Source organism: Pseudomonas sp. GXM4 (genome assembly GCF_008923895.1).
Classification (GTDB): domain Bacteria; phylum Pseudomonadota; class Gammaproteobacteria; order Pseudomonadales; family Pseudomonadaceae; genus Aquipseudomonas; species Aquipseudomonas atacamensis.
Genome location: NZ_WBRZ01000090.1, coordinates 1 through 19,384 on the forward strand (window position 1 = coordinate 1; position 19,384 = coordinate 19,384).

Sequence of the window (19,384 nt, forward strand, 5' to 3'; positions counted from 1 at the left end):
CCATGGACGCTCTGCGTCCGCCTTTTGTGACGCGGAGCGTCACGGGATGCATTCCCACGCGGAGCGTGGGAACGATCCGTCAGTCGAGGTCACCCATGATGCGTCCGGCAAAGCCGAACACCCGGCGATGTCCGGCGTAATCCACCAGCTCGACTTCACGGCTTTGCCCCGGCTCGAAGCGCACCGCCGTGCCCGCCGGAATATTCAGGCGCATGCCGCGACTGGCGGCGCGATCGAAGGTCAGCGCGTCGTTGGTTTCAAAAAAGTGGAAATGCGAGCCGACCTGGATCGGCCGGTCACCGCTGTTGGCGACTTTCAGGCTCACGGTGCGGCGGCCGACGTTGAGTTCGATATCGCCGGGCTGAATCTGGTATTGGCCAGGAATCATCGCTGGGCTCCTTGCAGGACTTTGTAATAGAGAGCGGTCGGGCGATAGGTGCCGTTGGGGTCGCAGGCGTAATCGGGGATTTCGCCGGCGCGCACGTAGCCCAGCGCCTTGTAGAAATTTTCTGCCGGCGAGCCGGCCTCGGTGTCGAGATAGAGCATGCCGCGCTTGTGCTTGGGCGCTTCGAGTTCCAGCGCCTGCATCAGTTGCTGGCCGAGGCCACGGCGCCGCGCGTGTTCGCGCACCAGCAGTTTCTGCACTTCGGCGCGGTTCAGACCATTGGCCTTCTGGCACAGGCCCAGTTGCACGCTGGCCAGCACCTGCTCGTCCTTCACCACCACCCAGAGCAGCGTGCTGCCCTTGTTGATGTTGTCCTGCACCTCATCGAAATACGCGCGCGCCTGCGCGGCATCGAGGTCGGCCATGAAGCCGACGCTGGCGCCGTAACCGACGGCGTCGAGCAGCAGATCGATCAGGCCCTGGCGATAGTGGGCAAAGCTCTCAGCGTTGACGCGGCGCAACTGGGCGGCGTTCATCGACATCACTCCTTGTGGGCACCCGGCGGCTGTGCGCCGGGATTGAGGGTCAACTGCATGAAGGTCAGATCGAGCCAGCGGCCGAACTTGGTGCCCACTTGCGGCATCTGCCCGGTGATGCTGAAACCGGCACGCTCGTGCAGGCGGATCGAGGCAGCGTTGCCGCTTTCGATGGCAGCGACCATGACGTGTTTACCGCAGGCGCGGGCGCGTTCGATCAACGCGGTCATCAGTTGCGGGCCGAGGCCGTTGCCGCGTTGATCGCTGCGCACGTACACCGAGTGTTCGACGGTGTGGCGGAAACCGTCGAACGGCCGCCAGTCGCCGAACGAGGCGTAACCCAGCACTGCGTTTTCATGGTCGACGATCACCAGAATCGGGTACGCCTGCAACTGACGCGCGTCGAACCATGCCTGGCGATTGCCGAGGTCGACCGCTTGTTCATTCCAGATCGCCGTGGTGTTGAGCACGGCGTCGTTGTAGATGTCGCGGATCGCCGGCAGGTCGGCCCGGGTTGCATCGCGAATGGCGTAAGTCATGGCGCGGCCTCAGACGATCGGCTGGTGAACGGTGACCAGTTTGGTGCCGTCGGGGAAAGTCGCCTCGACCTGGATTTCCGGGATCATTTCCGGGATGCCTTCCATCACTTGCTCGCGGCTGAGCAGGGTGGTGCCGTAGTGCATCAGCTCGGCCACGGTCTGGCCGTCGCGGGCACCTTCGAGCAGCGCGGCGGAGATGTAGGCCATGGCTTCCGGGTAATTGAGTTTCACGCCACGGGCCAGCCGCCGCTCGGCGACGAGGCCGGCGGTGAAGATCAGCAGCTTGTCTTTTTCGCGTGGGGTCAGGTCCATGGTTCGGGTTCCATCAGGGCAGATTCGGGTGGCTCTCGAGAAGTGTGGGGTGCCAGTTGGAGCAGCCCCTCACCCTAGCCCTCTCCCGAGGGAGAGGGGACTGATCTTGGTTGTTTTCAATGGCCAATTCAGTCAGCAATATTCGTTCAGGCAGATAAATTCATTTCAGACGACTCGGTCAGGCTCCCTCTCCCTCCGGGAGAGGGCGGGGGGTGAGGGTCGGGGTTTCAGGTGCTCCATATTCTTGGCGCGATAGCTTCGCGCCCCAGCAGCACAGGTCTGAGCAATCGCCACAAATCGATGAGCCAGGCGCGGGCGAGTAACGCTTCACCGGCCAGACACCGCGCCACCAGCAACCCTGGCAACTGGGTCAAGTCTCCACGCACTTCGTGCCCCAGCGAGCGGCAGCGCTCCAGCAACCCGGCGTCTATCTCACCGGTGACCAGCATCGTTGCGAACACCGGATTGCCATCCAGGCCGATCGGCGAGTCGAGTAAACCGTCCGCACCGACAATGCGCTGCCGTTCGTGCCAGAGCAACTGACCATCGCGGCGGATATCCAGGTGCGCCTGAAAATGCCCGAGGTCAAAACGCTCGCCGCTGGCCGGACGACCGAGCGCCACCACGTCCCAGTAGAACAGCCGCGCATCGCCTTCAAGCTCGATCGTTGTGGCCAACTCGGCCTGCGCGGCGCTGTAGACGATGGTTTCCTGCGGCAGCCATTCCAGGGTCGCGCCGGCAGCGACTTGCAAGTCGAGCTGCTGATACGCCGGCCCGCCCGCGCGATACCACTTGGCGGCGCCGGGGCTGGTGATCTGTGCCCAGGCGTTGTGCTCGACGCGCGCGCTGATATCGAGCCGATCACCACCGGCAATTCCGCCCGGTGGGTGGACGATGATGTGCTGGCAGACCTCGGGGCCTTCGGCGTACAGATGCTTTTGCACGCGCAGCGGGCCGAGGTGGCGGCGCATGACCGGGCGCGTGCAGTCGCCGAAACGCGCGTAGGCCAGTTCCAGCTCGGCGTGCCAGCTCGGGGTAAACAGGGCAGGTGCAACAATCGAATTCATGGTTTTGTGATTATCGTTAGGAAGCTACAGATTAGACCGGCGCGTTAGATCGTGACCAGCCCGCGTACACCCTCGGCCTCCATATTTTCACCGCGACCCTGCTGGACGATCTCGCCCCGCGACATCACCAGGTATTGATCGGCCAGTTCGGCGGCGAAATCGTAGAACTGCTCGACCAGCAGAATCGCCATGTCACCGCGCGCCGCGAGCTGCTTGATCACCGCGCCGATTTCCTTGATCACCGACGGTTGAATGCCTTCGGTGGGCTCATCGAGAATCAGCAGGCGCGGGCGGCTGGCCAATGCGCGGCCGATCGCCAGTTGCTGTTGCTGACCACCGGACAGATCGCCGCCACGGCGCTGCTTCATTTGTAGCAGCACCGGGAACAGTTCGTAGATGAAACCTGGAACTTCTTTGGCTTCTGAGCCTGGAAAGCGCGACAGGCCCATCAGCAGATTTTCTTCTACCGTCAGGCGCCCGAAGATCTCACGGCCCTGCGGCACGTAGGCGATACCGGCATGCACACGCTGATGCGGTTTGAACGTGGTGATCGGTTTGCCTTCCCAGTTCGCCGCACCTTCCTTGGCCGGCAGCAGGCCCATCAGGCATTTGAGCAGGGTGGTCTTGCCCACGCCGTTACGGCCGAGCAGGCAGGTCACTTCGCCGACCTTCACGTCAAAGCTCAGGCCGCGCAGGATGTGGCTACCGCCGTAGTACTGATGCAGCTTGTCGACTTGCAGCATGTCCAAATTCTCCCCCGGTGATCGTTCCCACGCTCTGCGTGGGAACGCATCCCGTGACGCTCCGCGTCACATAACGGCGGACGCAGAGCGTCCATGGCGGCATTCCCACGCAGAGCGTGGGAACGATCTAGGTCTTCAGCGGCCGAGGTAGACCTCGATCACCCGCTCGTTTTCCTGCACTTGCTCAAGCGAGCCCTCGGCCAGCACGCTGCCCTGATGCAGCACCGTGACGTGGTCGGCAATCGAGCCGACAAAGCCCATGTCGTGCTCGACCACCATCAGTGAATGCTTGCCGGCCAGCGATTTGAACAGCTCGGCGGTGAACTCGGTTTCGGCGTCGGTCATGCCCGCCACCGGTTCGTCGAGCAGGAGCAATTGCGGGTCCTGCATCAGCAACATGCCGATCTCGAGAAACTGCTTCTGCCCGTGGGACAACAACCCGGCCTGGCGATTGACCGAGGTGGTCAGGCGAATCGTCTCGAGCACTTCGCTGATGCGATCCTTCTGCTCGCCACTCAAGCGCGCACGCAAACTGGCCCACACCGACTTGTCGGTCTTCTGCGCCAGCTCCAGGTTTTCAAATACGCTCAAGGCTTCGAATACCGTCGGTTTCTGGAATTTGCGGCCGATGCCGGACTGGGCAATCTGCACTTCGCTCATCTGCGTCAGATCCAGGGTTTCACCGAACCAGGCCTTGCCGTGGCTGGGCCGGGTCTTGCCGGTGATCACGTCCATCAGCGTGGTCTTGCCCGCGCCGTTGGGGCCGATGATGCAGCGCAGTTCGCCGACGCCGATGTACAGGTTGAGATTGTTCAAGGCACGGAAGCCATCGAAGCTGACGCTGATGTCTTCCAGGGTCAGGATGGTGCCGTGGCGCGTATCGAGGCCCGGGCCGACGCGCTGGCCGAGGCCGATCGAGTCGCGGCTGGTGCCTTCGTCCTTGTTCGGTTCCACGGGGAAAAACGCCGGCTCCAGCATGAATTCAGCACTCGCTGTGACTCTCATTGTTCACCTCGTTTCTTCAGCAGACCGATCACGCCCTTGGGCAGGTACAACGTCACGACGATGAACAGCGCGCCGAGGAAGAACAGCCAGTATTCCGGGAAGGCCACGGTGAACCAGCTCTTCATGCCGTTGACCACGCCGGCGCCGAGCAGCGGCCCGATCAGCGTGCCGCGCCCGCCAAGGGCGACCCACACCGCCGCTTCGATCGAGTTGGTCGGCGACATTTCGCTGGGGTTGATGATGCCCACTTGTGGCACGTACAGCGCTCCGGCGAGGCCGCACAGCACCGCACTCAGCACCCAGACGAACAGCTTGAAACCGCGCGGGTCGTAGCCGCAGAACATCAAACGGTTTTCCGCATCGCGCAACGCCGTCAGCACCCGGCCGAACTTGCTCTGCGCCAGGCGCCAGCCGATGAACAGGCTCGCCACCAGCAACAACACCGTGGCCAGAAACAGCACCGCGCGGGTGCCCGGTTCGGTGATGCCGAAACCGAGAATCGTGCGGAAATTGGTGAAACCGTTGTTGCCGCCAAACCCGGTCTCGTTGCGGAAAAACAGGAGCATGCCGGCGAAGGTCAGGGCCTGGGTCATGATCGAGAAATACACGCCCTTGATCCGCGAACGGAAGGCGAAAAAGCCGAACACCAGCGCCAGCAGACCCGGCGCCAGCACCACCAGACACATGGCCCAGATAAAGCTGCTGGTGCCGGTCCAGTACCACGGCAATTCGCTCCACGACAGGAAAGTCATGAACGCTGGCAAGCCATCGCCGGCCGCCTGCCGCATCAGGTACATGCCCATCGCGTACCCGCCGAGGGCGAAGAACAGACCGTGGCCCAGCGACAGCAGGCCGGCATAGCCCCAGACCAGATCCAGCGCCAGGGCGACGATGGCGTAGCAGAGGATTTTGCCGACCAGGGTCAGCGTGTAGGCCGAGACGTGCAGGGCATTGTCTGGCGACAACAACGAGAGCAGCGGCAGAACGATCAGCAGCGCGAGAATCACCCCGCCGACCGCGAGCGTGGCTTTCGGCCCGGCCTTTTGTGTGGCCGTGACTAACAGAGGCTGGTTCATCAGTCGATCACCCGTCCTTTCAGTGCGAAGAGGCCTTGCGGACGTTTCTGAATGAACAGAATGATCAGCGCGAGGATCAGGATCTTGCCGAGCACCGCACCGATCTGCGGTTCGAGAATCTTGTTGGCGATGCCCAGGCCAAATGCCGCCAGCACGCTGCCGGCCAGTTGGCCGACGCCGCCGAGCACGACCACCAGGAACGAGTCGATGATGTAGCTCTGGCCAAGGTCGGGACCGACGTTGCCGATCTGGCTCAGCGCCACGCCGCCCAAGCCGGCGATGCCCGAGCCGAGACCGAAGGCGAGCATGTCGACGCGCCCGGTTGGCACGCCGCAGCAGGCGGCCATGTTGCGGTTCTGGGTAACGGCGCGCACGTTGAGGCCGAGGCGGGTCTTGTTCAGCAGCAGCCAGGTCAGCACCACCACGAACAATGCGAAAGCGATGATGACGATGCGGTTGTACGGCAGCACCAGGTTCGGCAGCACTTGAATGCCGCCGGACAGCCACGCCGGGTTGGCCACTTCAACGTTCTGCGCACCGAACACCAGCCGCACCAGTTGGATCAGCATCAGGCTGATGCCCCAGGTCGCGAGCAGAGTTTCCAGCGGTCGACCATAGAGATGGCGAATCACCGTGCGCTCCAACGCCATGCCAATGGCGGCGGTGACGAAAAACGCCACCGGCAACGCGATCAGCGGATAGAACTCGATGGCCTGCGGCGCGTAACGCTGGAACATCAACTGCACGACATAGGTCGAGTAGGCGCCGAGCATGAGCATCTCGCCGTGGGCCATGTTGATCACCCCGAGCAGGCCGAAGGTGATCGCCAGACCGAGGGCAGCGAGCAGCAGAATCGAGCCCAGCGACATGCCGCTGAAGGCCTGGCCGAGCACTTCGCCGATCAGCAGCTTGCGCTTGACCTGAGCGAGGCTGGTTTCGGCGGCGGTGCGCACGCCGGCATCGCTTTCCACGCCGGGCTCGAGCAGGCCTTCGAGGCGTGTGCGTGCCAGCGGGTCGCCGGTTTCACCGAGCAGACGTACCGCCGCGAGGCGCACCGCCGGGTCGCTGTCGACCAGTTGCAGATTGGCCAGCGCCAGGCTCAAGGCGGCATGCACGCTTTCATCTTTTTCCCCAGCGAGTTGCCGGTCGAGAAATTTCAGCTGCGCGGGCTTCGCGCTTTTCTGCAATTGCTGCGCGGCGCCCAGACGGATCTTGCTGTCAGCGGCGAGCAATTGATGGCTGGCCATCGCGGTGTCGATCAGACCCCGCAGGCGATTGTTCAGGCGCAGGGTTTTCGCTTGGCCGTCGATCGTCAGCTCGCCTTGCTGCAGGGCGTTGAGCAATTCGATACGCGCCGGATCGGGCTGCGCTGCCCAGGCTTCCAGCAGTTTGGCCTGTTGCATCGGATTGGCCGCGACGAAGTCTTCGGCATCGCCGGCGTGGGCCAGGAGTGGCAGCAACAGTGCGATGGCGAGAAGTACGCGGTGTATGGCAGTGGGCATTAGTGGTGTCCTGTTCAACCGCCCCCTCACCCTAACCCTCTCCCGGAGGGAGAGGGGACTGACCGAGGTGTCTGGACGATGTGCTGCGACCTGCGAACTCGAGTCGAACTCAGGGTCTGAAGAGCATGAAGATCGGCTCCCTTTCCCCCTCTCCCTGAGGGAGAGGGCTGGGGTGAGGGGGAAGTCTCATGCTCGCCTCAAAAACTGAATTCGCCTCAGTTGCTCTTCACCGCATAATCCGGCTTCTTGTCGTTGCCCTGAATGTACGGGCTCCATGGTTGCGCGCGGATCGGGCCTTCGGTCTGCCACACGACGTTGAACTGCCCGTCGCTCTGGATTTCGCCGATCATCACGGGCTTGTGCAGGTGATGGTTGGTCTTGTCCATGGTCAGGGTGTAGCCCGATGGCGCAGCAAAGGTCTGCCCGGCCAGTGCTTCGCGCACTTTGTCGACGTCAGTGGATTTGGCTTTCTCGACCGCTTGCGCCCACATGTGGATGCCGACGTAGGTGGCTTCCATCGGGTCGTTGGTCACGGCTTTATCGGCGCCCGGCAGGTTGTGTTTCTTCGCATAGGCTTTCCAGTCCGCGACGAATTTCTTGTTCGCAGGGTTCTCCACCGACTCGAAGTAGTTCCACGCCGCGAGGTTGCCCACCAGCGGTTTGGTGTCGATACCGCGCAGTTCTTCCTCACCGACCGAGAAAGCCACCACCGGTACATCGGTGGCCTTCAGGCCCTGGTTGGCCAGTTCTTTGTAGAACGGCACGTTGGAGTCGCCATTGACGGTCGAGATGACGGCAGTCTTGCCGCCGGCGGAGAATTTTTTGATGTTGGCAACGATGGTCTGGTAATCGCTGTGACCGAACGGCGTGTAGACCTCTTCGATGTCCTTGTCGGCCACGCCTTTGGAATGCAGGAACGCGCGCAGGATCTTGTTGGTGGTGCGCGGGTAGACGTAGTCGGTGCCGAGCAGGAAGTAGCGCTTGGCGCTGCCGCCTTCTTCGCTCATCAGGTATTCAACGGCGGGGATCGCTTGCTGGTTCGGCGCGGCGCCGGTGTAGAAGACGTTCGGCGACATCTCTTCGCCTTCGTACTGCACCGGGTAGAACAGCAGACCGTTGAGCTCTTCGAACACCGGCAATACCGATTTGCGCGATACCGAGGTCCAGCAGCCGAACACCACCGCGACCTTGTCCTGGGTCAGCAGCTGTCGGCCCTTTTCGGCGAACAGCGGCCAGTTGGAAGCGGGGTCGACCACCACCGGCTCGAGCATCTTGCCGTTCACGCCGCCCTTGGCGTTGATCTCGTCGATGGTCATCAGCGCCATGTCCTTGAGCGACGTTTCGGAGATCGCCATGGTCCCGGACAACGAATGCAGAATCCCGACCTTGATGGTCTCGGCGGCCTGGACAGTCCAGGTCATGCCCATCGCGGCAATGGATGCCGTGAGTGTGAAAGCCTTGATCAAACTGCGACGCTTCATTGTGCGATCTCCATGAACATTCGATTTTTTCTGGTTGGCAGATGCGGACGACTGAAGGTGTGTTTTGCAAAGGCTGTGCCCGGTCGCGTTCAGGCAAGAAAATGTCGTGCCAGAGCGCCTGCGCGCTGTGGGCGTGCACCAGGAGGGGACGGTAGTCGGGCGGTGGTGCGTCCAGTTGCGCCAGATTGGGGCGCGGGCTGGCACTCAGATGCGGATACAAAAGCGATAACCCTGTACCACAGCAGGTGAAACCCGACGGCCCACACTCACGCGCTCATCCCGATTCTCAGCGCAGGTTTTTATGAGTCATGTCTCAGGCCGATCCGGTCGTACCGCAAGTTCTTCAGCAACGTTCAAGCTGCCGCCACTGAGCCCGGCCTTTCTGACTGAAGAGGACGCCGCCTATTGGGTGCACACGCGGATTCCACTGAACCCGGACAAAGAGTACGGCAGCGTGATCCTGCTGCGTCCGGACGGGAAATTGCTCGCCACTTCACCCATCGCCGGGCAAGCCACGGGTTTTGACTTCGGCACAATTGTGCAGACCGATGTCCTTGGCGGCATGCTTCATCCGCTGGGCTACCGGTGCGTCGCCAGCGTTCACAGCCATCCGCCGATCCATGCCGAGTTCCGCAATGGCAATCGGCGTCAGGATGAAACGCTGCTCCGGCTGTTCATGAGTTTCTATTCAGGCGGCGATTTCATTGGCGATGTGTCGGCGCGGGATTTTTTCCGCAGCGCTTACCTTTCAGGCCCGGATGGCAGCTTGCTCAAATACGTCTCGAGCGGCTCGCCCGAGGAGCGCGACTACTTTCTCTGGCAGCAGTCCGGCGGGCCGTCGGGCCATCCGGCGGGGGCCTATGACGTGATGGCGGTGATCAACAAGCTGGCGACTGTGGGTGAACTGAAAGTCATTGTTTCGAATGCCGACTGGGGTTACTCGGTGGGGCGCGTACCTGCGGCCTGGAAGGCCGGCGCGTCGTTTTCAAAGGGTGTGGTCACCGAACTGCCGCTGATGACCCGTGTATGCGTCAATGCCGAACGCGCCGTGCTGGCCGCGTTGAAATCCAGAGGCGCGCAGACGACGGGCCTGATATTGAAAAAATTGGTTGGCGAGGAGTATGTGGCCACCCATGCGCGGCCGGCCGGGCTCGCCGCTTGGGATCCTGAGCGAATATTTCCGGTTGATGCCCAAGGGCAATTGCAGCTGCCCAGGGGGTATTTGCTGGAGGGCTTTTACTTTGCCTCGCGGCCCGACCCTGCACAGTTTCCGCCCGCTCAGCGGTGGCTCTACGAGAACTTCTTCACGCCCCGGGAGTTCGCCTGGGCTATTGAAGCGAATGCCCGCAGCCAACATCTGGCGCAAGCGGGGCGTGCGTTGTCGCTGTACATGCGGGCGCAGGATCATGCGATGTTGAAGTACCGCTTCAGCGGCGATTCGATCGAAGCGGCACTGAGCGTTACGCAGTCGGACGGCACGGTCAGTGACAACGGTGTGCAGGCAAGGCTGTTGGCCGGCACACTGGATACCCGCGCATTTGTTTCAATGCTGGTACTGGCCGGGACCCTGGAGGTCGTGCGCGGCAGTGCGTTGTGGGCGCATCTGGGGCCGGTGGGTCTGCAATGGCAGCCCTTCGCCAATTTCCCCTGGCCGCGATTGAGCCGGGCTTTTCTGGCGGCCGATGATGCGGTTCGCCATGCCCATGAGCTCGTGGGCATTCGCCGTGATCAGCAGCACGCGGGGTATGTTTTTCAGCGTAGCGACAAGCGTTTCGTGGTGACCGAACCCTTGCCCGGGGATATCGATACGCTCAGCCAGGGGCGGCTTTATCCTCTGGACAATCACGGTCGGCCGGTGTTTCCAGACGACCACACCATGCATGCGCGTTATGTCGCTCACGTTGCGCTTTCGCAACTTGACCCGGTGCATATCCGGTATCTGCGCTGGACCCGTGCCGAGGCTCTGCTGGACGTGCAGATGCTCAACGTTGACGAGCTGCGGCAGACCCTGCTCGACGGGATCGCTCTGTATTGCTCTGGTGCTGGTGACAGCCTGATCAGGTTCCAGCCCTACACCACCATCGTCGCCAGGGAGCTGGCCAGACGCCTCGGCACTGGCAAGCACCCGGGCGAGCTAGCCAGTGCGCTGCGCAACGGCACTGAACGGCCACAGGCCTTTGTGCGTGAACAGGCGCAGGCCGGCGTCTTGTTCAATCTGATCGATCACGCACTGTGGGGCTATCGCGGGCAAATCGGCGCTGACTGGAGCCTGCCAATAGCGTCAGTGGCTGAACCAGGCGAGTCTGAGCCGCCGCTGCCGACGTTACCGAAACCGTCATTGCCAGATCTCTCTTTGCAGCCCTATCCGCCAACGCAAGTGCCTGCGCCTGGCGCCACAACAATGCCGTGGAAGCGTCCTGCGAGGATTTTCTTTGGTGCGGTGTTTTCCTCGGCGGACGAGGCAGCACTGAGTCAATCCAGTACTGACGTGCATTTGCACGACGAAAAGAAAACCTGGTTCGGCTTCATTCTCAAGCACGTGGGGCGGGAGGAATACATCGCCAGCGAGCTGATACCCGTCAGCGATAGCGGCACCAATCTGTTTCGTCAGGAGTCGGTGTTCAGTTCCAGCAGGACAGCTCCCTGGTATCAGTACCCGGATGGCTTCGACCTGCATGCCGTGTATTACATGCACCAGCGAATCGGGGAAACCTTGCGCCATCCCCAGGACTGGCTCGCGCATTACTTCGTCACGCCAGAGACGCTGACCGTTGCCATGTATCTCTCCGAGCGGCGCCCGGTCGTCGCCACTGGCCGGCACAGAACTTTGTATATCGCCACTGGTGATGGTGCTCTGCTCAGGTATGTATTCAACAGCTCCAGCAAGTTGTTCTACGACGACAGCTCGCAGACGACGCTGCAAACGCTCAAGGACGATCTCGCTGCGCAAAGGCTGTTGCCATCCGACTTCGTGCACACCGTGGTCGACAGTGGTCAACTTGACGTGCTGCGTACGAGTCTGTGCTGGGACCGGCCGGGTTTGGTCAAGAAAACCTGGCAGCCTTACGCAAATCTGCAGCGACGCGCCCTGGGGCCGGTTTTTCACAGTGCCGACGATGCGGCGGTGCATGCCCGATCGCTGTTGCCGCAGAGCACCGGCAAGCTCTATGGGGGTGTCATTCTGAAACGCTCCGACGGCCTCTACGTCGCTACCTCGCCGATTGAAGTGACACGCGAAAATTTCGACAGTAGCGAGATCATCGCCGACGAGACTCGCGCTGCCGGACTGTTTCCAGAAAATTGCCGGATCGTTGCGCGTTACCGCTCCAGAGTCCCTAGGGAGCTGTCGGTAGCGTTTTCGGCCATCGACAAACAGATCTACTTGAACATGCTGTCGGTCGACACCTTGTACTCGGCATTCACCCGCAAACCTGTGGTCTGGGATGAATACCTGTTTGCGCCGGACGGTGCGACGATTCGCTATCAGCCTGGATTGTGGGAGCGTCTGCGCGCCGATCTGTCGATTGCCCTGACGGCAAGCAATAGCCTGCCCGCATCACTGGATGGCGAGACCATCAAGCAGCGCCTTTACAGCAGTGAATTGAAACCGATCGACTGGATCGACTCGCTCGCCAGAACAGGTTATTTGCAGGTCGTCACCGGCAGTGACCTGTGGGGCCTGCCCCGGCAAGTATCGCGCTGGGTGCCGTTCTCCGCCGATCTGCAGATCGTGACGGATTACAGCAAAGCCGCTACTGCGGCGGTGTGCGGCCCGTTATTTCTTCAGGCGGATGCGGCCGCTCGATATGTCCATGAGCTGGCGGTGAGCCGCGATACGCAGACTTTCGGTGTCATCCTGCGCTCGGACGGCGGTGTGTTTCTTGCCAGTCTGCCGCTGACTGCACAACGGTCTGCGCTGGCTCTGGACCGGATTTTCGAGCACGGGCGACTGCCATCAGGCTTTCTGCTGGATTCGATTTATCTGCGCGCCGTCCTGCCACCGCTTGGCGCACGGCCCAGGGATATCCGGCATGTGCTGATCATGCCCAGCGAAGTCCAGCAGGCGTGTCGACGGGCCAGTACGCCACAGGGTTACAAGCCGATCTACTTCTCCTGCGCCGACGGAGCGCTGCTGAGGCTGCAACTGCACGCGTTCGAGCCCGGCACGTTCTTCGACCGGTTCGGGCAAGTGGAATTGCGGCCCAACGCTTTTGTGTCAATGGAGCAGGCGGCGATTGATGAACGCAACAACAGCAAGGGCACTTTCAGCCTTGTCGAATACGTAAATCGGATGGCGCGAGCCGGTGACCTGCATGTCATTGAAACCAGCGCCTGCTGGTCTCGCCGTGGTCGGGTCGAGGAGGGCTGGCAACCGGGTCTGGCCGAGATATCTCGTGAGCGCCACTGGCAAAATCATCCGGTTCCGGCGCTGGGACCGATCTTCCAGCATCCCGACGATGCTGCCCGCTATGCCCAGCAACGGACCGACAATGAAATACTCGCTCGGACCGGCTATGAGGGCGCGGTTCTCGGGGAAGACTCCGGCCAGCGCTTTGTCCCGCTGGAGCCTGTTGCGTGGTTCGCCAACGAGGAGAATCTTCGTCTGCGTCTTTTCCGTACTGCCGAGGACCCTGCGACCGACTGGCGCCGACCGGCACCGCGCTTCCCTGACGGTTATGCCGTCGTGGCCAGTCATCAATTCAGCCTGTCGGGCAATACCTTGCTGGTCGCTGACAACGAACAGATCCGCAGTAATTTCGCCGAACCCGCGCTGGTGTATGCACACACCCACGAGTTGAAAAACCAAGGTTTCGATATTCGTGGGTATTACTACTCCACGCCCGGCCATGAGTTGCTCAAATACACGCCAGTGTACTCAGACGCCGAACGGGATCTGCTGCTGACCCGTTCGGTCGTTTATGAAAACGGGCGATGGGTCAGCCGCCTCACGCCTGGGCAATTTGTCTCGCGACTCCTGCAATTGGGCGAATTTCAGGTGTTGGTGGCAGGCGCGTATTGGCGCCATACCGGGCACCTGGGCAGTGGTTGGCGAATCCGTCGGCAACAGCCGGCGGCCGAAGGTGCCGTGCGGATCAGAGATGAGTTGTAATTCGCATGCCGAGTCGAGCGCGGGCCACTGAGCCCGCGCCACACTATCAGCGCGGTAGATCGACGGTGCGCCGGGCGACTCGTGGCAAGACGAACCGGTCAAGCAACCACACGAACAGCAGCGAAGCCCCCACCAGCGGAAACACCACCGCCAGCACCAGCATGATCGCCACGCCGGTTTTCCATGTCGGCAAATCATGGCGCAACGGCGGCACGCCGAACTTGCCTTCGGGGCGGCGTTTCCACCAGATCACCACGCCGCTGACGGCGCTGAGCAGAATCATCAGGCAGATCAGCAGCACGACGATCTGGTTGAAGGTGCCGAACATCTTGCCTTCGTGCAGCATCACGCCGATTTCCGTGGCGCGAGCAACGGTGCCGTAGTGCTCGAAACGCACATCGGCGAGGACCTTGCCGGTGTACTGATCGACGTGCAGGGTGGCGTCGTTGCGCGGGTCATCGGCGAACACGGCGATGGTGAACACGCCGGTGGCGGTGGTCGGCAGGGTGATGCTGTAGCCGGGCTCGACCTTGCGTTCGCTGGCGATGTTCTGCACATCCTGCAGGCTGACTTCGGGTGCTGCGGGACCGGCATGGGCATTGCCGTGATTCATGTGTTCGGCGTGGTCGCCGGACATCGGCATCGGTGTGTTCTCCATCGCCCATGGCACGGTCTGGCGGGTGGCGCTGTTGAGGCTGCGCGCCTCGATGTCGGAGGTCGGCACGTTGTCCCACATGGCGGCTGGAAACACGTTCCACACCTGCGCGTATTGCTTGCCCCAGAAACCGGTCCAGGTCATGCCGCTGAGCAACATCACCAGCAGCAATGTTGCGCCCCAGAACCCGGTGACCGCATGCAGATCGCGCCACAACACTCGACCTCGGCTGTTCAAACGCGGCCATAGAATGCCCGCCGCCTGACCGCGCGGCCACCACAGGAACAGCCCCGAGACCACCAGCACCACGCCCCAGCCAGCGGCCATTTCGATCAGCCGATCGCCGAACGTACCAATCATCAATTCGCCGTGGATCGCACGGGCGATGGCTTGCAGATTCTGCTTGGCATCCTGCTCGCCGAGGATGTCGCCGTGATACGGATCGACGAATACGTTGAGTTCGTGACCTGCGTTTTTCACCACGAATTGCGCGCTGCGCTCGGCATTCACCGGCGGCAGGTACTGAGTGACCTGGCCTTGCGGATAGGCAGCTTTCACCCGTTGCAGCAAGTCATCGGCCGGCACTGTGTGGTGCCCGGCCGGTACTTCGAGCAGGCTGCTGTACATCAGCAAATCGAGCTGCGGTTTGAACAGATAAATGATCCCGGTCAGGGCCAGCATCACCATGAACGGTGCGACGAACAGCCCGGCATAGAAATGCCAGCGCCAGGCCAGGTTGTAGAAGTTGGGTTGAGGCTTTTGCATCACGTGTGCTCCGCTTGGCTTGGTTCTTTTCGTTGTCTGTTTACCTGTGGGAGCGAGCCTGCTCGCGAAGCGGTTGTTCAGTCGATATCAATGCCGACCGTGGCGCCGTCTTCGCGAGCAGGCTCGCTCCCACATGGGTAGGTGTTGGTGTCAGAAACTCATATCCACTTTGGTCCAGAGCGTGCGCCCCGGTTCATTAATTGCCTGTGGGTCATTGGCCGGGTAACCGAACCCCGCGTTGCCAGCCAGGTTCAGGTGCTCGGCGTAGGCTTTGCCGAACAGGTTGTCGACGCCGCTGCTGACCTTCCAGTGCTGGTTGATGCGGTACGCGCCGTTGAGCGAGAACACGCCGAAGCCCGAGCTCTGGGCGTAATCCTTGCCGACCACGTTGCCCTTGTTCGCGTCGATGCGGTGCTGCGCGGCGACCACTCGCCAGAGTGCGCCGGCGCTCCAGTTGTCTTGGCTGTAGGTCAGGCCGAAACGCGCATCCAGCGGTGGCATCTGCGGCAGGGCCGAGCCGTCGCTGCTGTTCTTGCCCCAGGCATAGGCCAGGGTCGCATCGGCTTTCCAGTTGTCGGTGAGGTTGTAGGCAGCACCGAGTTCGCCACCCATGATCCGCGCGTCGATGTTCTCGGCGCGCGAGGTGCTCATGCCCATCATTCCCGGCGTGTAGTCGAACAGGATGTAATCGCGTACCACACCGATGTAACCCGAGGCCCAGGCTTCGAGGTCGGCGCTCTTGTAGTTCACGCCGAAGTCGAACTGCGTGGTCTTTTCCGGTTTGATCGAGTCGAACGCGTTGACCGATCCTGCCGGGCCGGACTTGGGCGAAAACAACTCCCAGTAATCCGGAAAGCGTTGCGCGTGACCGAGGCCGGCGTAGAGCGTGGTCGGGCTGTCGGCCAGATCGTGTTCATAGCGCACGAAGCCACTGGGCAACGTGTCGGCGCGGCTGTCATCAGCGGTCGGGTTGGGCCGAGACGTCATCCCCGACCCGATGGTTTGCCGATAATCCTTCGCCGAAGCACGGTCGACACGGGCGCCAGTGATCAGGCGATCACGCTCGGCGGCGTACCAGGTCATTTCGCTGAACACGCCGTAGTTATGGAAATCGGCGTCCTTGCTGTACGGCAGGTCCTTGTAGGTGTCGATGCCCATTGAGCTGCGCTGGCGGTGCTCGTTGGTCTGTGCGTCGAGGCCGGTGATCAGCTGAACATCAGCCCAGCGCCAGGTCGCCTTGAGCCGCGCGCCGAGGGTCCGACGGTCGACGTTTGACGCCATGGGTCCCGCCATCATGCCGGTGCCGGAGGGCGTGCGCAGGGTGTAGTTGTCCATCACATGGTCGGCGTAGTTGTAGTAGACCTGCGCTTCGAGCTTCTCCAGCACGTCAGTGATGTTGGATTTTTCGAAACGCAAACCGAGGCTCTCACGCAGGAATTGCGAACCGTCCATGCCGCGCCCGGCATACCGCGCCTCGCCATCACCCTTGCCAGCGGTGAGCTCGATCAGGGTGTCGGCATCCGGCGTCCAGCCCAGTGCGACATCGCCGTTCCACTTGTCGTAGCGCGAGGCGACGATGTCGTTGTTGCCATCGCGGTAATCATCCGAATGCGCGGTGTTGCCGATGACTCGCACGTAGCCCAGAGGGCCGCCGGCAGCGGCGTCGACAACCTTGTCGAAACGCCCATGCGAGCCGGCCAGGATGCTGGCGTTGACGCGAGTGCCGAGTTCGCCGAAGTTCTCCGGCTCACGGTCGAACAGCACCGTACCGGCCGATGCGCCCGGCCCCCACAGGACGGTTTGCGGGCCTTTGATCACCGTGAGCTTGTCGTAGGTTTCCGGCGAGATGTACGAGGTCGGCGCGTCCATCCGACCAGGGCAGGCGCCGAGCATCATGCTGCCGTTGGTAAGGATGTTCAGCCGCGAACCAAACATCCCGCGCAGCACCGGATCGCCGTTGGTGCCGCCATTGCGCACCAGAGCGAAGCCGGGAATGGTCTTCAGGTAATCGCCGCCGTCACTGGCCGGCACTGGTTGGCGTGGATCCTTGGGGTTGGTGACGATCGTCAGTGGCGAGCTCGGGGCGATGGCAGTGATCACCGTCGGGCTCAGTTCATTTTCGTGGCCGGTGTGATCATCAGCCAGCGCCAGCGGAGTCAGCAGCACGCCGCAAAGGACGGCAATAGCGTGCCTGCAACGAATCCGCGATTCATTCAGGGCAAAGTGCGCGCGGGCAGATTGCGCGCAGGGGACAGCAGTAAACCTGGACATGACAATTTCCATCGAACAGTCGTAAACACCACGGCCGGCAGCCTGGAGCTGTCTTCTCAACCGTGTGCAATCAGAGGTGCGTGTTTACGTGGCGATGGGCGGGGCGCGGGTGCGGGCGCCGGGGAAGAAGGGTTGGCGGGCATGGCCCAGACGCGGCGAGGGTGGGGTGAAGGTGTTCGGTGGCGGGATGTTGAAGGCGACGAAATCGCCGCCGCCGGTCAGTGCCGGGCAGTTAAACTGCAGGCTGCAATAGCCGCATTTTTCCCACAGCACGTGGTGCGAAGATTGCGGCGGGCAATGCTCGGCCGCAGGCTGGGCTGCATGGCCGCTGTGATCCATGCCGGGCATGTCCATCGACATGTCCATGCTCATTGGCATCGACGTCGAGGCGTGTTGATCCATCGGCATCGACTGAGAAATCAGTGGACCGATGAAAATCATCAGCATGGCGAACAGGGCGATCCAACTGCCACGCGTCAGCGCTTGAGTCTGACGGTGATGCGGGACGGGCCTGGCGCGCAACGGACGCATGGGCGAAGTCAGCCGAAACGGTTACTGAGCGTGCACGTGGCCCTGAGCGGATTCCGGCGCTTTCTTCTGCACGGCAACTTCAACGCTGACGTCACCTGCCTTTTCGAAATGCAGGGTCATCGGGAAACGCTTGCCGTCGCTGAGCAGGCTGCGATCGCTCGGGTTGAGCAGCATCACGTGGTAAGCCATCGGCGCGAAGGTCACGGTGCCGCCGGCGGGGATTTCCACGCTTGGCACTTGCTGCATCTTCATTAGATCGCCCTGCATCACGTGCTCGTGCAACTGCGCTTGTGCAGCGATGGGCGAGTCGACGCTGAGCAGGCGATCGGCGCTTTTGCCGGTGTTGTGGATGATGAAGTAGGCGGCGACGGTCGGCGCATTCGGCGGCAGTTCCTGCGACCACGGATGGGCGATTTCCAGCGCACCCGCCTTGTATTCATGGGCATGAGCGAAGCACGCCGGCAACAACAGCGCAGCGAGGACGAAGAGTTTCTTCAACATGGCAGTTCTCCAGAACGATTTGAAACGCGGAATTATGGCGCGAACAAATCAGACCAGAGGGGAAGCACGGGGATTGAGACTCGGCCATTGCTGGCGCGGCGTCGGGGCTTGCAGGGAGGCGGGCGCAACGCTGCGGTTGCTTTCAAATTGCGCGAAATACAGCTGCGGCGAATGCCCCGGCAGCGCCAGCAATGGCGTCCCACCTGAGCAACACCAGCAGTGCTGCATGTTCGAATGGCTGTCGTTTTGCGGGGCCTTCTGATCCGTGGCACCGATGTCGATCGCCACCATCTTCATGCCGCTGCCGGTGCAGAAACTGCTCCACAGTATCTGCTCGGCCGGTGAACTGGCCGCCTGCGCCATCGCCCCGCTCAGCGGCATGGCGAGCATGTTGAACAGCACTGCAAAGCAGGCGATCCAGGCAAATGCTAACCGGCGTCGGTTCATGGGACAGGTCCGTTGGGTGGGCGATCAGGCGTGGCCCATTTAGCCTGATCAGGGCCGATAAGTAAAAAAGCGTCGTGCGGTTTGGTGTCGCAGTGCTTGCTGCAAAAGTTGCAACAGTCTGCGCCCCGTTTCGATTTCGCCGCTGTGAATGAGTGTAGCGGCTTCGATTCGCAATGCCTGGGCGAAATCCGCATCGGTCTCTATTCGTGCTTGTATGGTCTGCATAACGTCTCGACCCGCTGCTCGGTTAAGTTGCCCATCGCCCGAATCTTCCAGTGCACATCCTTCGATGTACTGGCCAAGATCGGCGCTGAAAGTCGGTGTTGTTTTGAATTTATGTGGGTGGTGTCTGGCCGGGTTGTAGGAATCGAGTCATATGCAAGCGGACCTGACGCCTTCGCGGGCAAGCCCGCTCCCACAGGTTTTGTGGCTTTTGCACAGATATTAGCTACACCGAC

Annotated in this window: 17 protein-coding genes; 2 read left to right on the forward strand and 15 right to left on the reverse strand. The window is 61.8% G+C overall.

The window, feature by feature from the left end; translation table 11 throughout:
• Nucleotides 1-79: 79 nt before the first annotated feature.
• The 10 genes from F8N49_RS13580 to urtA all read right to left on the reverse strand — a co-directional run bounded on the left by F8N49_RS13580 (nt 80) and on the right by urtA (nt 8,646).
• Nucleotides 80-388 (reverse strand): urease subunit beta, encoded by a 309-nt coding sequence (locus tag F8N49_RS13580; protein WP_016771893.1) that lies wholly within the window; start codon nt 386-388, stop codon nt 80-82.
• A complete protein-coding gene (locus F8N49_RS13585) occupies nt 385-921 on the reverse strand; it encodes a GNAT family N-acetyltransferase (protein ID WP_122751718.1) in 537 nt (178 codons plus the stop codon). The genes F8N49_RS13580 and F8N49_RS13585 overlap by 4 nt, the downstream gene beginning before the upstream one ends.
• 5 nt (nt 922-926) lie before the next feature.
• Nucleotides 927-1,460: a GNAT family N-acetyltransferase gene (locus F8N49_RS13590; RefSeq protein WP_151551752.1), complete on the reverse strand. Its 534-nt coding sequence runs from the start codon at nt 1,458-1,460 to the stop codon at nt 927-929.
• Between the two features lie 9 nt (nt 1,461-1,469).
• On the reverse strand, nt 1,470-1,772 hold the full coding sequence (gene ureA / locus F8N49_RS13595) for an urease subunit gamma (RefSeq protein WP_003221215.1): 303 nt from the start codon (nt 1,770-1,772) through the stop codon (nt 1,470-1,472).
• 227 nt (nt 1,773-1,999) lie between these two features.
• A complete protein-coding gene (locus F8N49_RS13600; RefSeq protein WP_151551753.1) occupies nt 2,000-2,839 on the reverse strand; it encodes an urease accessory protein UreD in 840 nt (279 codons plus the stop codon).
• 44 nt (nt 2,840-2,883) lie between these two features.
• On the reverse strand, nt 2,884-3,582 hold the full coding sequence (gene urtE, locus F8N49_RS13605; RefSeq protein ID WP_151551754.1) for an urea ABC transporter ATP-binding subunit UrtE: 699 nt from the start codon (nt 3,580-3,582) through the stop codon (nt 2,884-2,886).
• A gap of 135 nt (nt 3,583-3,717) precedes the next feature.
• On the reverse strand, nt 3,718-4,587 hold the full coding sequence (gene urtD, locus F8N49_RS13610) for an urea ABC transporter ATP-binding protein UrtD (RefSeq protein WP_016771888.1): 870 nt from the start codon (nt 4,585-4,587) through the stop codon (nt 3,718-3,720).
• On the reverse strand, nt 4,584-5,663 hold the full coding sequence (urtC, locus tag F8N49_RS13615; RefSeq protein WP_016771887.1) for an urea ABC transporter permease subunit UrtC: 1,080 nt from the start codon (nt 5,661-5,663) through the stop codon (nt 4,584-4,586). Before urtC ends, urtD begins: the two co-directional genes overlap by 4 nt.
• Nucleotides 5,663-7,165, reverse strand: a complete 1,503-nt coding sequence (urtB, locus tag F8N49_RS13620) for an urea ABC transporter permease subunit UrtB (protein ID WP_151551755.1) — start codon at nt 7,163-7,165, stop codon at nt 5,663-5,665. The genes urtC and urtB overlap by 1 nt, the downstream gene beginning before the upstream one ends.
• A 215-nt stretch (nt 7,166-7,380) precedes the next feature.
• Nucleotides 7,381-8,646, reverse strand: coding sequence for an urea ABC transporter substrate-binding protein (urtA, locus tag F8N49_RS13625; protein ID WP_016771886.1), 1,266 nt, complete (start codon nt 8,644-8,646; stop codon nt 7,381-7,383).
• A 301-nt stretch (nt 8,647-8,947) separates the two neighbouring features.
• On the opposite strand from urtA, the gene F8N49_RS13630 reads away from it, so the two are divergent.
• The gene (locus F8N49_RS13630; RefSeq protein ID WP_151551756.1) at nt 8,948-13,756 is read left to right on the forward strand and encodes a DUF4329 domain-containing protein; all 4,809 of its coding nucleotides are present in this window, start codon (nt 8,948-8,950) and stop codon (nt 13,754-13,756) included.
• 46 nt (nt 13,757-13,802) lie between these two features.
• On the opposite strand, the gene F8N49_RS13635 is transcribed toward F8N49_RS13630, so the two are convergent.
• From F8N49_RS13635 to F8N49_RS13655, 5 genes are all read right to left on the reverse strand, one after another.
• Nucleotides 13,803-15,176 carry a PepSY domain-containing protein gene (locus F8N49_RS13635; protein WP_071174268.1) on the reverse strand — a complete coding sequence of 458 codons (1,374 nt, stop codon included), beginning with the start codon at nt 15,174-15,176 and terminating at the stop codon, nt 13,803-13,805.
• Between the two features lie 150 nt (nt 15,177-15,326).
• On the reverse strand, nt 15,327-17,447 hold the full coding sequence (locus F8N49_RS13640; protein ID WP_122751725.1) for a TonB-dependent copper receptor: 2,121 nt from the start codon (nt 17,445-17,447) through the stop codon (nt 15,327-15,329).
• Nucleotides 17,448-17,531: 84 nt separating this feature from the next.
• Nucleotides 17,532-17,978 (reverse strand): DUF2946 domain-containing protein, encoded by a 447-nt coding sequence (locus F8N49_RS13645; protein ID WP_151551757.1) that lies wholly within the window; start codon nt 17,976-17,978, stop codon nt 17,532-17,534.
• Nucleotides 17,979-17,999: 21 nt separating this feature from the next.
• A complete protein-coding gene (locus F8N49_RS13650; RefSeq protein ID WP_073471757.1) occupies nt 18,000-18,479 on the reverse strand; it encodes a copper chaperone PCu(A)C in 480 nt (159 codons plus the stop codon).
• Between the two features lie 48 nt (nt 18,480-18,527).
• Nucleotides 18,528-18,926, reverse strand: coding sequence for a DUF2946 domain-containing protein (locus F8N49_RS13655; RefSeq protein ID WP_151551758.1), 399 nt, complete (start codon nt 18,924-18,926; stop codon nt 18,528-18,530).
• 96 nt (nt 18,927-19,022) lie between these two features.
• Here F8N49_RS13655 and F8N49_RS28040 point away from each other — a divergent pair.
• A partial coding sequence (locus F8N49_RS28040; RefSeq protein ID WP_218574849.1) for a hypothetical protein occupies nt 19,023-19,384 on the forward strand: 362 nt, incomplete at its 3' end.

Excerpts from the sequence above, each read along its gene's own strand:
- F8N49_RS13580 (WP_016771893.1), bottom strand. The coding sequence starts at position 388 with ATGATTCCTGGCCAATACCAGATTCAGCCCGGCGATATCGAACTCAAC.
- F8N49_RS13585 (WP_122751718.1), bottom strand. The coding sequence starts at position 921 with ATGAACGCCGCCCAGTTGCGCCGCGTCAACGCTGAGAGCTTTGCCCAC.
- F8N49_RS13590 (WP_151551752.1), bottom strand. The coding sequence starts at position 1,460 with ATGACTTACGCCATTCGCGATGCAACCCGGGCCGACCTGCCGGCGATC.
- ureA (WP_003221215.1), bottom strand. The coding sequence starts at position 1,772 with ATGGACCTGACCCCACGCGAAAAAGACAAGCTGCTGATCTTCACCGCC.
- F8N49_RS13600 (WP_151551753.1), bottom strand. The coding sequence starts at position 2,839 with ATGAATTCGATTGTTGCACCTGCCCTGTTTACCCCGAGCTGGCACGCC.
- urtE (WP_151551754.1), bottom strand. The coding sequence starts at position 3,582 with ATGCTGCAAGTCGACAAGCTGCATCAGTACTACGGCGGTAGCCACATC.
- urtD (WP_016771888.1), bottom strand. The coding sequence starts at position 4,587 with ATGAGAGTCACAGCGAGTGCTGAATTCATGCTGGAGCCGGCGTTTTTC.
- urtC (WP_016771887.1), bottom strand. The coding sequence starts at position 5,663 with ATGAACCAGCCTCTGTTAGTCACGGCCACACAAAAGGCCGGGCCGAAA.
- urtB (WP_151551755.1), bottom strand. The coding sequence starts at position 7,165 with ATGCCCACTGCCATACACCGCGTACTTCTCGCCATCGCACTGTTGCTG.
- urtA (WP_016771886.1), bottom strand. The coding sequence starts at position 8,646 with ATGAAGCGTCGCAGTTTGATCAAGGCTTTCACACTCACGGCATCCATT.
- F8N49_RS13630 (WP_151551756.1), top strand. The coding sequence starts at position 8,948 with ATGAGTCATGTCTCAGGCCGATCCGGTCGTACCGCAAGTTCTTCAGCA.
- F8N49_RS13635 (WP_071174268.1), bottom strand. The coding sequence starts at position 15,176 with ATGCAAAAGCCTCAACCCAACTTCTACAACCTGGCCTGGCGCTGGCAT.
- F8N49_RS13640 (WP_122751725.1), bottom strand. The coding sequence starts at position 17,447 with ATGTCCAGGTTTACTGCTGTCCCCTGCGCGCAATCTGCCCGCGCGCAC.
- F8N49_RS13645 (WP_151551757.1), bottom strand. The coding sequence starts at position 17,978 with ATGCGTCCGTTGCGCGCCAGGCCCGTCCCGCATCACCGTCAGACTCAA.
- F8N49_RS13650 (WP_073471757.1), bottom strand. The coding sequence starts at position 18,479 with ATGTTGAAGAAACTCTTCGTCCTCGCTGCGCTGTTGTTGCCGGCGTGC.
- F8N49_RS13655 (WP_151551758.1), bottom strand. The coding sequence starts at position 18,926 with ATGAACCGACGCCGGTTAGCATTTGCCTGGATCGCCTGCTTTGCAGTG.